The organism is Sulfidibacter corallicola, from assembly GCF_017498545.1.
Lineage (GTDB): Bacteria > Acidobacteriota > Holophagae > Acanthopleuribacterales > Acanthopleuribacteraceae > Sulfidibacter > Sulfidibacter corallicola.
Map to the genome: position 1 here is coordinate 3,447,061 of NZ_CP071793.1, position 17,961 is coordinate 3,465,021.

Here is a 17,961-nt window from a genome sequence, read left to right on the forward strand (position 1 = left end):
CACGAACTCGATTAAATGATCATCGGTTCGGAAACCAGACGTTCGAGAATCATCTCGGGAAAAATCCGCTCCACCTGGCTGGCGACTTCTTCGTGGAACAGATAGTCGAAACCCTCGAGGTACAGATCTTTCAGGGCCGCCGCGCGGAACCCGGACTCCTCGGGATCGGGGATCGGCTGAAAATCGAAGGGGATTTCGGGAATCTCGCGCCGGCACTCGGTACACCGAATCGGCGGAAAGGTCTCCAACAACTTGGGATCCAATCCGACGTGATGTTTCGGCTTGAAATAGAAATACTGGGGCGGACGGCGGTGCTTGCGCTCTTTCAGGAGACCACCCGGATCGGTCATCATCGACAACGGGGTACGCGTCAGCCACGAGACGATATCGATCTCGGTGTGCAGGAATTGGCCGGGCAGCAGATCCTCCAGCACCAGGGAGAACCGTTCGTCGCCGATCAACCAGTGATCGGCCATCATCGGCCTGCCGGCGATGCGCTCTTCCCAGGAAGCGGACTCGGTGGTACAGATCTCGACCTTCAAACGCCGTTCGAGTTCCTGAAACGGCATCTTGCAAAGGGAACACGCGTGAATGACCTCTTCCTTATTGAGGACATAGGCAAAAGGCGGCGTTTTGATATCGCGCATTCGGTAGTAGGTCATATCAGCCTGTCACCCCACGGGCAAGGAAATGAGTTGATCGCGTGGAAAACGTTTCCCCACAAGGATTCCCGTGACTTCATAGATGATTATCATAGCATGAAGCCCGCAATCGCAAGAAAAGAGATTTTGGGTTTGAACGGGCAGAAAATCCAATGTGAGCAACGGATTCGGCGCGGTTGGGCGCCTTTCGGTCCGCCACCTTCCCACAGGACATCGTTGACCACCGAAGATCGATCTCATGGGACGCCGCTCCTGCGCAAAAAATCGCGGATTCGCCGGGCCGATTCATTGAGATCGGCGCCGATTCGATCGACGGCTTTTTTCGTCAACCGGGCGCCCCGCTCATCGTCCACCACCTTGCCCAAGGCTTCGGCTCCGTCGAAGTCCACGTAGGCGATGCGCGCCGTGAGCTCGTTGGGTGGGCGTCCGAACGCGCTGCCCGGCAGGATCGCCACCCCGGTTTCCTGGAGCAGGGCCTCGCAGAACTGGACACTGGTCGTGATGCCTCGCCGAGCCAGCGCATCCTGGAATGGCGAGAAATCGGGGAAAAGGTAAAAGCCCCCGGCGGGTTTGGCCACGTGCACGCCGGCCTTGTGCAGGATCCGGTAGTACATGTCGCCGAGTGCACCCAACACGGCGCGCGAGGCCCGCAGGTAGCGCTCGATTTCGGCACCGCCCTGGAATGCACGAATCGCGGCGAACTGAATGGGCGCGCTGGTCGACGTGAAGGTTTCGCTGGCGACCACGGCCATGGCGTCCAGCAACCAGCGCAGGGATCTGGGAAAGGCGAAGGTACCCAGCCGCCAGCCGCCGGCACCGCACCACTTGCTCAAGCCATTGCTGACGATGGTCCCTTCCGGGTAGAACTCGGCGATCGAGACGTGCTCGCCGCGGTGGTTCAATTCGCCGTAGATTTCATCGGACAACAGCACGATGCCGTATTGGTGGGCGACTTCGGCGATCGCCTTCAACTCGTCGACACTGTAGGTGGCGCCGGTGGGATTGGCGGGATAATTGAGGATGACCAACCGCGGACAATCGGGATCCGATTGACAGAATTGGGCCAGTTCTTCGGGAGTCAGCCGCCAGGCGTTGTGGGCGTGGGTTTTGATCCACCGCACATTGCGGCCGATGATGTGGGCCTGGGGCGCATAGGAAACCCAGCTCGGCGTGGGAATCACCAGATCGCCGTAGTAGACGAGCTGCAACAGGAACATCAGCTCCTTGGAGCCCGGACCGATCAGGATGTCCTCGCCCTCGACCGCCATGCCGCGCTCGCGGTGATAGGTCGCCACCGCGTCACGCAGGGTCGAAAGGCCCTTGACGGGGAGGTAATCGCGCTCGTGTGCGTTTTCGCGCAGCGCCGCGATCACGGGATCCGGCACGGGAAAGGGCGATTGACCCAATCCCAGCCGAAAGATCTTGCGCCCCTCGCGGCTCAACTGCGCGGATCGCTCGTTGATCCCCAAGGTCGCGGAAAGGCTCAGGTTCCGCACATTCAAATTGATGTGACGTTGCGGCGCAGACATAAGACCCCCGAACCCGGCGGGTCATCCGTAAACGCCCGGGAGGTTCAGACCCTCTAACTTCTTATAGGGTCTGAACGGAACGCATTCGAAATCCTTGAGCGGAAACGGCGAGGGCGCCTATGCGAGGGCGCCTGTGCGAGGATTTCTCCGCAGTCGTGGAGGTACCTCAGCTCGCCACGGGCTCCAGCGGCATCGGTTCGAAAGCGCTCAGGCTGCCTTCGGCCTGCGGGGTTTTTTGGCTCTTGATGTCGGCCAACTGCTTTTCGAAGAAGAACCGATCCTCGCCGAACGCCGGTCGAAGCTGGTCGAGCCAGGCGGCTTTTTCGTCGTACTCCGCGAAAAAGACCCGATTGACCCACTCGGGATCGCGGCCTTGAATGAACTTGAGCACGAATACCTTTTGCCCGCCGATTTCGGCGATGCCGTCGACCAACACCTTACCGGGTGTAGCCGACATCGACGGACCGCGCACGGTACGGGCCACGCCGGAGATGGCGCGATAGGCGTCGCTGAAGATCTCGAAGGCTCGGTGCAAGGGCACCTCGAAATAGTGCTTGGGGCCGGTATCGCGCTCCACGAACATGTAGTAGGGAATCGCGCCGAGCTTGACCTGCTCGCCCCACATTCGGTTCCAGACCGCGCTGGAATCGTTGACGTTGCGGATGAGCGGCGCCTGGCAGCGAACCACGGCGCCCGTTCCGCGAATACGCTTGATCGCGGCTTGGGCCGCCGGGGTTTCCAGCTCGCGGGGGTGGGAGAAGTGCGCCATCAGGGCCAAGTGCTTGCCGCGTTTGATCACTTCCTCGAACAACAACATCAGGTCGTCGGCGTCGCGATCGGTGACGAACCGGAACGGCCAGTAGGCGGGCGCCTTGGTACCGATTCGAATCGTCTGCAAATGCGGCAGGTCGGCCTCCAGCAGCGGTTCGATATAACGGCGCAGCAGGCGAGTTTTCATGATCATCGGATCGCCACCGGTGAACAGCACGTCGGTGACTTCGGGATGCTTGCGCAGGTAGTCGACCAGGACCTCGGCCTCACGGGATGCGAATTTCAGATCGTCGATTCCCACGAACTGGGCCCAACGGAAACAGTAGGTACAGTAGGCGTGGCAAGTCTGGCCCTGGCCGGGAAAGAACAGCACGGTTTCCTTGTACTTGTGTTGAATCCCCTGAATGCGGTCGCCCTGTTCGACCGGCACGTTCAACTCCATCTGGCCGGCCGGATGGGGGTTCAGCTTCATCTGGATGCGACGCGCCTGGGCCATGACGGTTTGATCCGGCTCACCGCGCTGAATGAGGTCGGCGACGGAGTACAGATCTTCGTCGGTCAGCATGCCCGGCTGTGGAATGGTCAATTGGAACATCGGATCCTCAGGGACGCGGTTCCAGTCGATCAGCTCCTCCAGCACGTAATTGTTGACGCGAAAAGGCAACACCGAGGAAACGGCTTTGATGGCAGTCAGGTGATCCTTCGACAGCTTTTGTAACTGGGGGATTTTATCGATATTTTTCCGAGAATAGGCTTGAAATACTTTAGGCTTCAAGAAGGAACACCCACACATTTTCTTTCTCCCACATAAAGATTCAGGAACAAGACAGCAAAACCAGGACACCGCAATGGACTTGGCTCGTGCCTAGTGGAAGATGATCAGAATCATTCTGGTCCGAACAAACAGGAAATCGCAGGGACCGTTTCGTCCCAGTTGGACCAGTTTAGATCATCTGGGTCGCCCTAAAGGGGCGGCTCGTCACCATTTGATGATTCTGTTATAACGCAATACAAATTGGTCCCGCAAGAGTTTACCGGAAAGATATACCTCCTCGGAATGCGGAAAATCACTTCGTACCCGAACAAAACGACAGCGCTCATCGGCTTTCCGGCGCCAGCACCAGGCGATGGACCGGCGGCCCCGGCAAAAACGGAGTGGGTTCACCGTTCAGCCAAGCGTCGTGACCGGCGCGGTAATACGGCGAGAGTGGATGTCCGCTTTGACCGCAAGGCATGTGGAAGAACCCTCGATCCTCGCGCCCCGGCGACACGACCATCCGTTCCGAAGCCCCGTGGATGCCCCGTTGAACCCGCGGCAGGTTGACGTCGCCGGACATCGGCGTGACCGGCATGTTGAGGAAATCACCGAGTATCGGGATGGCGTTGCCGAAGGGATGGGCGAACACGCCCTTGTTGTGGAAACCCCAGGTGTGTTCGGAAAGCGGGCGATCGCTCAGCTCGATGTCCTCGAGCGTCCGATCGACCATGGCGAGGTGAAAGGCATGCCAATCGGGCCATTCGGCGGGAAGGAAGTGAGCGGGCCGAGCCTGCAGCAGGTGCCAGATCACCCCGTCGCGCTGGGGAAGGTGCCATTGACTGAACCGCTTGTCGGTTTGCTCGGAACCGCCGGTGAGCACGGGCAGGAGGGCGTTCAGCACCTTCATGCGATAGTCCCGCACCAGAAAGTAACCGACGTCGTCGGCCGCGGCCCGGCCGGCCCAGTTCTCGACGAAGCGACGGTACTCGGCCCTCGCGGGCACGTCGGCCAGCGCCTTCTCGTCGAGATGCTGTAACAGGAGCTGACGCCACTCGGTGAGGAAGCGGGCCTCGTCATCCATTTGAATGGCCAGCAGGTCGCGCTCGGTGAAGCGATCCTTGGCAAGCAGGCGATCGCGGATTTGGCCGGCGCGCGCGCCGATATCGAACCCTCCGTTGCCGAACACCCCGCGCTGTTCTTCCAATGAGGCCACGCGATTGTTCGCGGTCCAGAGGCGGTGGCCCGGCGGTGAAATCACCGTCGGTACCTCTTCCGGTTCCAGCCAGCCGCGCCAACCGTGGCTACCGTCGGCCCAGGAGCGCGGCAGCATGCCCGCCTCGCCCTGCTTGCGGGGGATGCGCCCGGCGACCGTCCAGGCGATGTGTCCCTCGCGATCGGCACAAACCAGGTTCTGGCCGGGGAGGCCGGCCCGCTTCGCCATGAACACCACCTCTTCGACCGTCCGTGCCGAGAGCAGATCGTCCAGGACGAGATTCACGGCCTCGGGATCGTGGGCGGCCCAATGGTTGACGTACTCGCGCCCGCGATGGTCCTTTCCGGCCACGGAACCCCAGATGGTCGTCTTGAAGGTATATTCCTCGGACTCGCCGCCCTTGACCCGAATCGTTTCGCGAACCGTCTCGAAGGGACGCGGCCCTTCTGGGGTCAGGTAGTGGTCGGGTCGATCCGGCGCGGGTTCCACCAGGATCAGATCGCAAAAATCGGCGTAACTGTTGGTGAACCCCCAAGCCACGTGACCGTTGCTTCCCGAGACCAGCGTCGGCGTGCCGGGCAGCGTGACACCGGTGGCGCGCAGGGGTTCGCCGCCGTCGGGATCGGGCCAGATCAGGTCGACGCGATACCAGACGTTGGGGACCCGGATGCCCAGGTGCATGTCGTTGGCGAGAATCGCCCCGCCGTGTTCCGTGATCGCCCCGGCCACGGCCCAGTTGTTACTGCCCGTGGTCCCCGCATCGACGGGCTCGGCCGTGGCTTCCTCCATGTGGAAGGGTTGGTCGCGGCGCAAATCCACGACGTCTTCGCCGGGGTGCACCAGCGACTCGTGCGCCATCCCGTCCAGCGAGGCATCCCAGGGCGAGCCCCAAGGGGTGAGAAAGGCGAACATCTCGGCGGGCACCTGATCTGCCAGGATCGCCAGGCTCAGTTCCCGATCCCCTTCGCCATCCTGGAGATCGAGGAACATGGCGTAGACGCACATCAACGAATCGGTCGGTTCCCAGGGCCGCGGTTCCATGCCCAGCAGCAGGTATTCGAAGGGCGGACTGTCGAGATCGGCCAAACCTTGGTTGACACCGCGAACATAGGCGTCGATCCGTTCCCGGTGATGGGTCGGCAAACCGGCCCAAACCGACTCGGCCGTCTGCCGAAACCGATGGCGGCGCATCGTGCGATCCAGCTCCAGGGCGATGGAACCGAACAGTTCCGACAGCTCACCACCGGATTTGCGGCGCAGCAGGTCCATTTGAAAAAAACGCTCTTGGCCGTGCAGAAATCCCAATGCCTGCAACACGTCCAGCCGGTGCTCGCCGCGAAGGGTCGGCACGCCCAGGTCATCGCGTTCCACCGTGACGGCGGCATTCAAGCCAGGCAGGGCCACTTCGCCGTCGAGGCGCGCCAGGCTTCCGGAGACCTTCAGCCATGCGAAAGTGGCCAGGCCAAGCACGATCACCAGGGTCAGCGAAAGGAGCCCCATGCCGATCTTGAACCACTTGGACTTGAGCTTGCCTTGGCGCATGGGAGCCTCCGGAGGGATGGATGCCGAGCCTACCGGACGGCAGGTGGACGGCGCAGATGGAAGGTTTTGAAAAAGATCAAGTATAGCTCAAGGCCGCCCTTTCCACGGTAGCCGAATGTTCGGCGTACCCCAAATTCCGCAATCCGGCCGGTGGGCGATCTCAGGAAAGAAACCAATCGAAGCGAATGGCTTGGGAGTTCCCGCATTTGCGAGAGAGGCGTCGTCGCGGTAGGTTGGGCTGCCAGCCCGACTTTTCGAAGCAGCCCAGGCGAGGAGTTCCCGAACGCCGAGAGATTCGTCGTGCCCGGTAGGTACATCCGCTGGATGTACTTTTCGAAGCGACTCAAGCAACTGCAGTGAGTTACACCAAAAAGCGAAGCCGATTTGCTCCCACATCGAACACCAACAAGGTCGCAAAGCCCAAAGTCCCCGCATCGTGAGAGGGGCGTAAGGCCGGTAGGTTGGCCCGCTGGGCCGACAAAACGAAGCAACCCAAGCAACGACAATCGATTGCGTCAAAGAGCGAAGCCGATCACTTCCCTCGTCGCACGCCAACGAAGCCGCAAAGCCCACAGTCCCCGCACCTTGAGAGGGCCGGTAAGGCCGGTAGGTTCACCAGCTTGGTGAACCAATCGAAGCGACTCAAGCAACGACAATCAATTGAGCCAAAGAGCGGAGCCCAAAATCTCCCTCGCACGCCCGATCCGAAGTCGCCAAGTTCGAAGTCCCCGCATCGCGAGAGGGGCACCAGGCCTGTAAGGTTGGGCAGGGCCGGTAAGGCCGCTGGGCCGACTTTTCGGAGTGGCTGAAGCCACCACGTCGCACGACTCCCAAAAGCGGAGTCAACAATTCCGCTGAAGGGCTACGGTCGAAGAGCCCGCATGCTCGAAAGCGACGCAAGGCCTGTGGGTGAGGGGGCCGCCCAGACCAGCTAGCTCAACCATTCGAAGCCAATTGGATGCGATGTAGGAATACTTTCGAGAGGGACGCAATTCCGGCTTTGGCCTGCTCGGGAGAATGGATCGCTTCGCTCTTTGGCTCAATACTTTGTCGAAGCCATGGTCGCTTCGATTGGTGGAGCAAGCTGCTCCACCTACAGGCCTTGCCGCCCTCTCGAGATGCGGGAACTTCCGGATCACGCTCGACGATGGGTCGACCCGATTCGGCTCCACGATTCGTTACCTATAGTGGACCCCGTTGTCTAGACCAAAAGGTGCCAAACTTAAGCTTCGGTGGCGTGGTACACCTCGGAGGGTTTCTGGTTGCCGAGCGATTGATGTGGCCGCTCGTTGTTGTAGTGTTCAAAGTACCTGTGAAGCCCATGGTACAGTTCCAGGCCGTTTTCGTAACTGTGCAGGTAGATGTGCTCGTATTTCACCGAACGCCACAATCGTTCGACAAACACGTTGTCCAGTGCGCGTCCCTTGCCGTCCATGCTGATCTGAACCTCTGCCTCCTGAAGGATTTCGGTGAATTTCGGGCTCGTGAATTGCGCGCCTTGATCGGTGTTGAATATCGAAGGTTTCTTGTTTTGCAGCGCGCGTCTCAGAACCTCGCGGCAAAAGGCTCCATCCAGCGTGTTGGAGATTTCCCAAGCCACCACGTACCGGCTGTACCAGTCGATAATCGCCGTCAGGTACATGTAGCCTCGCCGCATCGGCACATAGGTGATGTCGGTGCTCCAAACGTGGTTGGGATGGGTGATGGTCAGGTCCCGCAGCAAGTAAGGATACACGCGATGGGCCGGGTTGGCCGCGCTGGTGCGGGGCTTGGGATACACGGCCTCCAGGGCCATCAACCGCATGAGCCGTTGAATCCGTTTCCGGTTGACCGCATACCCTCGATCTCGCAGGAAGGCGGCCATGCGTCGGCTGCCGAAGTAGGGGAAATCCAGGTAAATACGATCGATCTCCGACATCAAGACCAGGTTTTCGGGCCTCTCGGGTCGCGGCTCGTAGTAGTACGAGGCTCGCGATAACCCAAGCAAGGCGCACTGCCGGCGAATGCTCAACCGGCGGTGATGGGGTTCGATACACAGCCGTTTCTCCTCAATGCAGGGATTCAGATTTTTTTTTGAGCCAGTCGAGCTCCACCTGGAGACGACCGATTTGTTCGTAAAGCTTGCCGATTTCCGGTGATTCGCCGGCGGGTTTTCGAGGAGCCTTCCCGCTCTCGAACACCTCCGGCAGGGACTCGATCACCTGCTTTTTCCAGCGGTTGATCAGGGTCGGGTGGACCCCGTACTGGGCTGACAGTTCCGAGACCGTTTTGATGCCGCGAATCGCTTCCAAAGCCACCCGGGACTTGAACTTGGGATCGTGATTGTTGCGCTTCCTAGCCAAAACTCGGTTTACCTCTCTCCGGCTCCGCAGTAGCTGTTGGCCGAGGGGGATATAAACGGACGAACGACCATGGTGTTAGGGTGGACCCCTGGCGCACCATGGACATCTTGATGGCGCAGCTTGCTGGGCCGTCAAGGTGTCCCCTGGGGTACGAGGGGTGGGCCCCAACACTATGGTGGAGCGCCCGCTTTATGCTCCCCCTTGGCTCTCTGCCCCGCTGTTTACCCGAGGTCCCACCTTAACGCTTTTGAAGCTTAGCTCCTGGTCTCGATTATGGGGTCCATTATAACCCTAAGATCGGCTGCTCGTCGGAGCCAACCGGCACGAGGTTCCCGCAAGTCCCCAAGCTTCGTAAAACCTGTAGGTTGAGCAGCTTGCTCAACCGGCCGAAGCCCCTCCGACGCGATGTACCCATACGATCGAGAGGGACGCAATTCCGGCTTTGGCCTGCTCGGGAGAATGGATCGCTCCGCTCTTTGGCTCAATACTTTGTCGAAGCCGATGTCGCTTCGATTGGTGGAGCAAGCTGCTCCACCTACAGGCCCAACGAATCCCTCCACACGCGGGCTCCTTGTACGGTCGTTCTTCGATGAACGGGGATGAGCGGACCTCGACGCTCCGCTCTTCGGCTTGTGGTCACGCCGCATGCATCACGACTTCGAAAAGTACATCCAGCGGATGTACCTACCGGGCACGACGAATCTCTCGGCGTTCGGGAACTCCTCGCATGAATCGCTTCGGGATGTCCAACCAGCGGGCTGACCACCCATGCACGACGAATCTCTCGGCGCTGGGGTGGATGGGGCTCAGGCCAGGAACTCGCTCTGCAGCCACTCGCGAAAGCGCGGCATCTGCACGATGTAGGTCGTGTCGTACTTGCAGATGCCGATCTCGGCCAGCGGATCATCGCGACGATCGGCGTCCCGTTTCAGGATGGAATAACTGTAGGGCAAATGGTCCTTGAAATGGTTGCAGACCTCGGAGAGCCGAAAATACTGTTCGCCCTCGATGCCCATGAAATCGCCGAACTCCATGTCCGCCTCCAGCTTGCCGAGCTTGAACATGGGATTGGCCAGGTACCAGGGCGCAAATTTCTCCATCAACAACAGGACCCGTCCGCCCAACTTGCGGCGGCCCATGGTCTCGAACGGATCACCACCTTGGCTGATGACGCGTTTGATCTGTTTGAAGGCGAGCTTGTATTTGCCGGTATCTTCAGGGTCAAGCACTCGAAAGACATCGACCATCAAAAACCAGCCCTTCTGCGCCAGAAGCTCCTCCGCAGAAATGCCGTCCGGAATGATCTTGAAGGTCATGGTTCCTCTAATGTAACAATCAAAGCCATTGACAGGCAGATTCATCATGCAAGGTTCAGGGCTCAAAAACCTAGGCAGGTGCGAGGCAAATCGATTGTTGACCATACCATGCGCCAAATCGAGAAATCAACTGGGGGACAATGTCCCGCGTCCGGGATGCACGCACGCGAATTGGGACGCGATGCCGCGGCTTCGGTTGGGCCGCGGCGCCGCCCACAGGATTCGAGCCGTCGAGCGGGCGTTTTTTGATAAGCTGGAACGAGCGTCGTCTCGAGACACCGAGCACCTTGGCTTCCGCGCCCGACGGCGACCCCCTTTCCATCGCCGACTCCTACGAGGTCTCGGCGTCCTTTCCACGCGAGATTGACCGCAACCATGATCCACCTCTATTACGCCAACCATCTGGAAGCGCTGATCGCCCCCCTGGCCGACCAACTGTCCGCCGGCGACCCGTTCGAAACGCAGACGCTGGTAGTGCCCAACCGCAACCTCCAGCAGTGGCTCAATTTGAACCTGTGCGAGCGCCAGGGGATTGCCATCAACCTGAATTTCGAGCGGTTGGATCCCCTGTTGGTGCAACTGATCGCGGGAGATGAAGCGGTGCCGCTCACGGATTGGACACTGCAGTCGATGACCATGCGGCGGTTCGGCCATCACCTGGAGGCGCAGACCGCCGAAATGGCCGATCTCCTGGGCTACCTGTCGGGCAAGGGCGATCCGCTGATGCGCCAGTTCCAGCTCTCCAAGCGCCTGGTGCGCTTGTTTCGCGAGTACGCCTTCTCCCGCGAATCCATGATCGCCGCCTGGGACGCGAACCGCTCCTGGCTGGGCGACGATCATCCGGTCGAGCGCTGGCAGCGCCGTCTGTGGCTGGAGCTGTTGGGTCCCGAAGGGGCGGTGGCCGCCCACAACGCCGACCCCGAACGCCCCGTGCTGACGCCGCTGTTCCGCCTGAACATCGATCCCGCCGCACCACCGCGTTTCAAGCCGTTGCATCTCTTCGGGATCTCGTACGTGTCGCGCTTCCACCAACGCCTGCTGAAACAGCTCGCCCAATACGGCGAACTGCACCTCTACGTGCTGAACCCGTGCTGGGAATTCTGGGAGGACGTGCGCACCCACAAGGAAGCGCGCTATGCCCGTAACCGGGAGCACGACACCATTCCGCCCGAAGCCTGGGATCATGGAGAGCTGCCCGCCCCCGAAACGGACAACCCGTTCCTACAGGCCTGGGGCAAACCGGGGCGCGAATACTTCCGGCTCATCAACGATTTGGGCGATTGGGATTTCGCCGAGCATTTCGTCAAGCCCCGGGCCGACACCCTGCTGGCCCAGATGCAGCGCGACATCCTGTTCCGGCAACCGGTGACGACCCAACCCGAGGCCTTCGCCGGCGATACGAGCCTTCAGGTCCTGGCCTGTGCCGGGCCGCGCCGCGAAGCCGAAGCGGTGGCCGGGCACATTTGGCAACAGTTGCTGAAACAGCCGGACCTGGACGTGAAGGACATCGCCGTCATCGTCACGGACATGAACACCTATCAGGCCGAAATCGAAAACGCGTTTCAGCGACTTCACGGCCTGCCCTTCAACCTGGTGGACGGCGCCACGGGCCGCGCGGCGCGATTGATCGATGCGGTGAGCCTGCTGCTGCAACTGCCGCGCAGCCGATTCGAGCGCGAGCACCTGTTCCGCCTCTACCAGCACCCCAATTTCCAGGCCCGCTTTCCACACGCCGATCCCCATTCCTGGCTGAAGTACGCCAGTGCGCTCAACATCTACTTCGGTCGCGACCGCGAGGACCAACGCGCTCAAGGGGTGGCCTATTTCGAAAAGGACCTGTACAACTGGGATCAGGGCTTCAAGCGCCTGTTGTTGGGCCCCTATTTCCACGATCGCGGCGAGCGCGTCTTTCAAAAGGAAGGCGAAGCCTACGCCGTCTACGCCCTGGGCGAGACCGAGGCCGAACCGGCGCGACTCTTCTACACCATCACCCAATCGCTGTTCGAGGATACCGGCAAGATCGCACACGCGCAGCTCTCGGCCAAGGACTGGGCGCGCTACTTCCGCCTGATGCTGAACACCTACCTGGCCCCTTGCCCCGGCGAGGACCGCGACTTCGAACGCATTCGCCGCATCGCCTCCCAATTGGAGGAGCTGGGCGAAGCCTTCGAGGACCCGGCGACGCCGCTTCCCTACGCCATGGTGCAGGCCTTCTTCGAGGACGAGCTGGCCACGCTGCGCCCGTTCTACAATCAATACCTGGCCGACGGCATCACGGTCTCGAGCTTCATGCCGATGCGCCCGATTCCCTTCAAACTCGTGTACGTGATGGGCCTCAACGAAGGCGCCTTCCCCGCCCCGCAGCGCAAGGACACCCTGGACCTGCGCTGGGCACGCATGCCGGTGACTCGCGGCACCAACGATGCCTTTCGCGAACGCGAAATCGGCGACGTCACCGATCAGGAGCGCGACCGCTACATGTTCCTCGAGACCCTGATCTCCACCCGGGACACCCTGGTCCTGAGTTACGTGGATCGCGACGAGCAAACGGACGATCCGGTCAACCCGGCTTCGGTGCTCGCCGAGACCATGTACCAGGCCGAACGCTACCGAGGCAGCTTCTCCCCCATCCAGCACCCGCTCAAGAGTTATTCGGAGCGCTACGGGTTCTCTCCCGAGGCGGCCCCCGACGCCCTGGTCCAGTTCGATCCGTTCGCCGAACGTCTGGCCCGCGCGCGTCGCGACCGGCAACGGCTGCTCCAGCGCCTGGGTACGCCCGATCTACCGCCCTTGGAGGAATTGGGCCGCCAAGGCCTGCTCTCGGATCGACTGGTGAAGCGCTTGGGTTTGGCGAGCCACCTCGACGAAGCGGAAACCGAGACGGAGCCACGCATCTCCATCACCCTCAACCAAATTCGCAATTTTCTCGAATGCCCGCTTCAGGCTACCGCCAAACGCGCCCTCGGGCTCCGTGAAGACGAAGAGGATTTGCTGAGCCAGGTCCACGAACCCTTCCAATTGGATCGCCTTCACCGCCACAAGATCCTGACCCAGGTGATCGGCGACCTGTTGCGCGAACACGAGGGCGGGTTCGGTGCGAACACCACCTATCAAAACCTGCTGGACGAGGCGATCTACCGCTATGAATTGAAAGGTCATTTCCCCGGTGGGGTGCTGCGCCCTCTCAACGTGGCATTCCTGCACCAGGCACTCGATCAATGGTGCCAGCAACTGGGTCGGTTGGATTTGCAGGGCCACGCGGGCCGTTACCAGTTCGGCACCGGCAACGAGGAAACCCCACCCGAATACCAGACGCCGCCGCTGGAGCTGGAATTGGAACTGGATGGCCGCAAGCACATCCTGGAAATCACCGGCACCACGCAGTTCATTTTCCAGGGAGAGGACGGGCTCCGGTCGATCTACTTCTCCTCCACGGACAGCAAGGGTCCGAGTTCATCCCGAAAAAAAACCCAATGGGGCCATCACCTGCTCAAGAGCTGGCTCGATGCGGTGGCATTGGCCGCGGCCGATCGAACCGAGACATTACAGGCCGCGATGATCAAACCCCACCCGGCGGCACCCGATTGGCAGCACTTCCAGCTTCGGCGCGAGGAGGCGCGCGACTACCTGGTGGCCTTGGTGCGCGATATGTTGAAACCCCAACACGATTACCTGGCGCCCGGAGACATCATCTTGGACCTGGCCGAGAAGGCCGCCGACTCGGAATTCGAGGCGCTCTTCGCACAACGCGTCGAAAAGGCCAAAAACGACGAGCGCGGCGCCATCATATCTCGCTACGGCCCGCTTCAGGAATGGGCCGATTTCCCGCCGGCCAAAGACATTCGCGCCCTGATCGCCCGCCGGTTCGGTCCGCTGTTCCGCAATTTGGGTCACGATATCGAGCGACGAGAGTGTGCGGCGGAGGATACCCCTTGAGCGCGCGATACCTCAAGCCGGCGATCCTTCACGGCTGCCTGACCGAGCGCGATCACATCATCGAAGCTTCGGCCGGCACCGGCAAGACCTACACGATCGAGCACCTGGTGATCGATTTGATCTACAACGGCGTCAAGCTGCCGGAGATCCTGCTGGTGACCTTCACGGAAAAGGCGACCAACGAATTGAAGGCCCGCATCCGCAAGAAGCTGATCGAGTTGGTCAACCTCCCGGCCGGCTGGGGTGCCGAGCATCCGCTCGAATCGTGCTGGGTGCTGACCAAACCGATGCGCGATCGATTGGAAGAGGCGCTGTTCGCCTTCGAAAACGCGGCGATCTACACGATCCACGGATTCTGCAATACGGTGTTGCGCGAATACGCCTTCGAGAATCACCAGCTTTTTCAAATGGAGCAGCGCCGCATGGAACGCGTCTTCGACGAGGTCTTCCCGCGGTTCATCAAGTCGGAAGTGCTTTCGGGGCGCCGGCCCTACACCGGCTTGCTGACGGCCTACCTGAGCGAGACGCCCGGCGGCCTGAACCAGGAACACGCCGGCAGCAACCTCGCCACGTCCTTGAAACGGCTGTTGGCCAAGCAAGGGCACCTGTTGCCCGACCTCACCGGTGCGGAAGCGGCGTGGCAGACCTGGCGCGACCTCGCCGATCCCGTGCCGATCGCGGAAGTGTTGACCCGCGCGAACCTGAACGCGAACCACCGCAAGGCCTTCGAAAAAATGGTCGACTGGCTGGGGCGGCACCACGCCGATCCGGAAGCGCAGCCCGCCCAGATGCTGGCCTGGCTGTACGAACAGAAGCAGGCGAAGGCCAAGAGCATCATGCCGTTCTTCGACGCGGATGCGTGGAAATTCAACAAGGCCAAGCCCGGTAAAATCAACGGTCCTGGAGAATTGCCCGCACCGGTGCTCAGTTTCCTGCACCATACCGCGGCCCTGCTGCCCTTCGCCTGCAAGCTGGAGGTCCAGCTCCAACTGGCGATGCTGCCCGACCTGCGCGCCGCGCTCGACACGGAAAAGCAGCAGCGCGGTTGGTTCGACTTCGACGACATGATTCGGTTGGTCGCGGAGCGCATTCGCGACGAGGGTGCCGACGGCCGGCTGACCGCGGCCCTGCGCCGCAAGTTTCGCTTCGCCGTCATCGACGAGTTCCAGGATACCGACGCCCACCAGTGGACCATTTTCTCCCGTGTCTTCCTCGACAGTGCCGAGCACCGCCTCTTCCTGATCGGCGATCCGAAGCAGGCGATCTACGGCTTCCGCGGCGCCGATGTCCACACCTACCTGCGCGCCCGCGACGAGTTGACGGCACGCGGTGGCGGACGCCTCAGCCTGGACAAGAACTACCGCTCGTCGCCGGCCCTGATCGACGCCGTCAACGCCGTGTTCACCTCCAAATACCTGTTCCAGGGCCACATCGACTACGCGAATCCGGTCGAAGCGGGTCTGCCGGATGTGGCGGGCATCGACGGGCGTCCGCCGCTCACTTGCCTCTACGTGCCACCCGACGATCAGGGCAAGGACCCGTCGGCCCACGAGCTCAAACAGGGTTTCGCCCATTGGATGGGGCGCACCCTCGTCGACATGCTGGCAAGTGATCCGGAACTGAAGCCCAAACACATCGCGGTCTTGACCCGCAACCGCCGTGAGGGTGAAACCTTCGGCGCGGTGCTCGCCCAATTCGGCGTGCCCTTCGCGTTCTACAAGCAGGGCGGTCTGTTCCAGACCCGCCAGGCCCGCCATTTCTACGATCTGCTGGCGGCGATCGAGCACGATCAGGACGACAGTGCCACACGCAAGGCGATGTTGACGGATTTCTACAGCGTGCCCTTCGTGGACCTGGCGGCCACGCCCCGGCTTCCCGAGGAGTTGCGGCGCCAAATGAGCGAGTGGCGCAAACGGGCCTACATGGATCGCGACTACCGCTTCCTGTTCAACGACATCTTCAACAAGACCAAGATCTTCGAGCGCCTACTCTTCGCCCGCGACGACGAACGCGCGGTCACCAACTACGAGCACCTGGCCGACGTGCTCAAACGTGAGGGCGCCAATCTGGACCTCCAGCAGTTGCTCAGCATGTTCCACCGCTTGATCGCCAACCGCATCGACGCCGACGACGAGGGGCTGTTGCGGCTGGAGACGGAAAAGGAAGCGGTTCAGATTATGACGATCCACGCCAGCAAGGGTCTGGAGTTCCCGGTGGTGTTCGTCTACGGCGGCTTTTCCAGCTCACCGCACATCGACTACCACGAGTTCCAGGATCCCCGGGCGGGCCGCGTGATCGATTTGGCCAAACAGCACGCGGAGGAACACCAAGCCGCGATCCGCGCGGAAAACGAGCGCCTGTATTACGTGGCCCTGACCCGCGCCAAGTACAAAATGGTCCTGCCGCTCACGGAGAACCTGAAGGGCGATCTGGGCGTGCTGCGCGACACGTTGCTGACGCTGAAGGACGCGGACGACCAACCGAACCTCGAATTCCTCACCGCGACCCCGGGCGACCTGCGCCAAGAGGACATGGAGCATCAGTACCACGACGACACCCTGCGCGAGTTCGAACCGGAGGTCGCGGAAACCTCGCCCGATTTCCAGGCCATCTTGGCGCGCCACAACCGGCTGCGGCTGACGAGCTACACCAAGCTGGCCCATGGAAAGGACAAGGCGATCGCAGGCCTGGTCCTGGAGAACCTGACGCGGATGTACCGCAACGACGAAACCCAGGCGAGCGAAACCCTGCCGGGTTCGGGCATGCCCAAGGGCAAGGCGACCGGCAATTGCCTGCACGAGATCCTGGAGGACACGGACCACCTGAACCTCGCCGCGTACCTGGAACGCGGGATGGAGGCGTGGAAAGACGACGAAGAAACGGCCCAGGTCATCAAAGGCCATCTGCACGCCTACGAACTGCAGGATTATTTCGACGAAGCCTGTTCGATCCTGTGGGCGGCGTTGACCGCACCGATCCTGAACGGCCAGGCGATCGGCGCGATCGGCGAGGATCACCGCCTGCACGAGGTGGATTTCCACTTCCCGATCCGGCCCGACGACGGCAAGCGCGTGATCCTGAACGGCTCCATCGATTTGGCGGTCCGCCACGAAGGCCGCACCTATTTCGCGGACTGGAAGAGCGACACGCTGGATCGCTACGACGAAGACACCCTGGCCGAGCACGTATGGCGCGAGTACCGAATCCAGGTGGAGATCTACCTGCTGGCAGTGCGACGCTGGTTGCGCATCGAGTCCCGCGAGGATTACGACCGCTTGTTCGGCGGCTTTTACTACCTGTTCCTGCGCGGCATGGAACAGGGCGGCGGCGTCTTTTTCCACCGCCCCAATTGGGAAGAGTTGTTGGAGTACGAGGCCCGGCTGAAGGAACACAATTACGCGTGAGTTCAAGACTGAAATTTGTCCACGAATCACACGAATTGACACGAATCAAAGCAATTCAATATGGTTGTTCCCTAGTACCACCGAGAATTCAACACCACGGAGTTCGCAGAGAACTCAAAGGAATACGGAGAGGATACCCGATGGACCTTCTCTGGTTCCCTTCCTAATTGCCTTTGAGATAGGCAAGGAGCCCTGGCTGCCTGATTACACAGCGAAAATTTTTGCACTAAATATTTACATTTAGAAATTATTCAATTAAACCAGTACAATCACCAATATTGGAAAACCCTTGGCGTACGGAATCCGAAAATGGTTTTTCATTCGTGTCAATCGGTGTGATTCGTGGACAAACTCTTTATTTTCAACGATGAGTCAGAAATTAATACACTGGGTGATCGTTCGCGACAAAAATCCCATTGCACACCAACCCTCTATCAAGGGATAATGCTTTCGTACTCCATAGCTTAATACAATTTTTCGTGAACCGTA

The 17,961-nt window shown here is 60.7% G+C and carries 8 protein-coding genes; 2 read left to right on the plus strand and 6 right to left on the minus strand.

All coding sequences use genetic code 11. The features are described from left to right. Window positions 1-11 precede the first annotated feature (11 nt). The 6 genes from J3U87_RS09870 to J3U87_RS09895 form a co-directional block, all read right to left on the minus strand. A complete protein-coding gene (locus tag J3U87_RS09870; protein ID WP_237382878.1) occupies window positions 12-662 on the minus strand; it encodes a hypothetical protein in 651 nt (216 codons plus the stop codon). Window positions 663-898: 236 nt separating this feature from the next. Beyond that, window positions 899-2,191, minus strand: coding sequence for a pyridoxal phosphate-dependent aminotransferase (locus tag J3U87_RS09875; protein WP_237382879.1), 1,293 nt, complete (start codon window positions 2,189-2,191; stop codon window positions 899-901). 166 nt (window positions 2,192-2,357) lie between these two features. Beyond that, window positions 2,358-3,755: a KamA family radical SAM protein gene (locus J3U87_RS09880; RefSeq protein ID WP_420038260.1), complete on the minus strand. Its 1,398-nt coding sequence runs from the start codon at window positions 3,753-3,755 to the stop codon at window positions 2,358-2,360. Window positions 3,756-4,059: 304 nt separating this feature from the next. After that, the gene (locus tag J3U87_RS09885; protein WP_237382881.1) at window positions 4,060-6,474 is read right to left on the minus strand and encodes a penicillin acylase family protein; all 2,415 of its coding nucleotides are present in this window, start codon (window positions 6,472-6,474) and stop codon (window positions 4,060-4,062) included. A gap of 1,222 nt (window positions 6,475-7,696) precedes the next feature. After that, a protein-coding gene (locus J3U87_RS09890; protein WP_420038213.1) for an IS3 family transposase occupies window positions 7,697-8,816 on the minus strand; the annotation gives its coding sequence in 2 pieces (ribosomal slippage) (window positions 7,697-8,528 and window positions 8,527-8,816; 1,122 coding nt in all). Window positions 8,817-9,622: 806 nt separating this feature from the next. After that, window positions 9,623-10,132 carry a hypothetical protein gene (locus tag J3U87_RS09895; RefSeq protein WP_237382882.1) on the minus strand — a complete coding sequence of 170 codons (510 nt, stop codon included), beginning with the start codon at window positions 10,130-10,132 and terminating at the stop codon, window positions 9,623-9,625. 375 nt (window positions 10,133-10,507) lie between these two features. Between J3U87_RS09895 and J3U87_RS09900 the strand changes: the two genes are divergently transcribed. Further along, the gene (locus J3U87_RS09900; protein WP_237382883.1) at window positions 10,508-14,068 is read left to right on the plus strand and encodes an exodeoxyribonuclease V subunit gamma; all 3,561 of its coding nucleotides are present in this window, start codon (window positions 10,508-10,510) and stop codon (window positions 14,066-14,068) included. Continuing rightward, window positions 14,065-17,472: a UvrD-helicase domain-containing protein gene (locus J3U87_RS09905; RefSeq protein WP_237382884.1), complete on the plus strand. Its 3,408-nt coding sequence runs from the start codon at window positions 14,065-14,067 to the stop codon at window positions 17,470-17,472. The genes J3U87_RS09900 and J3U87_RS09905 overlap by 4 nt, the downstream gene beginning before the upstream one ends. Window positions 17,473-17,961 lie beyond the last annotated feature (489 nt).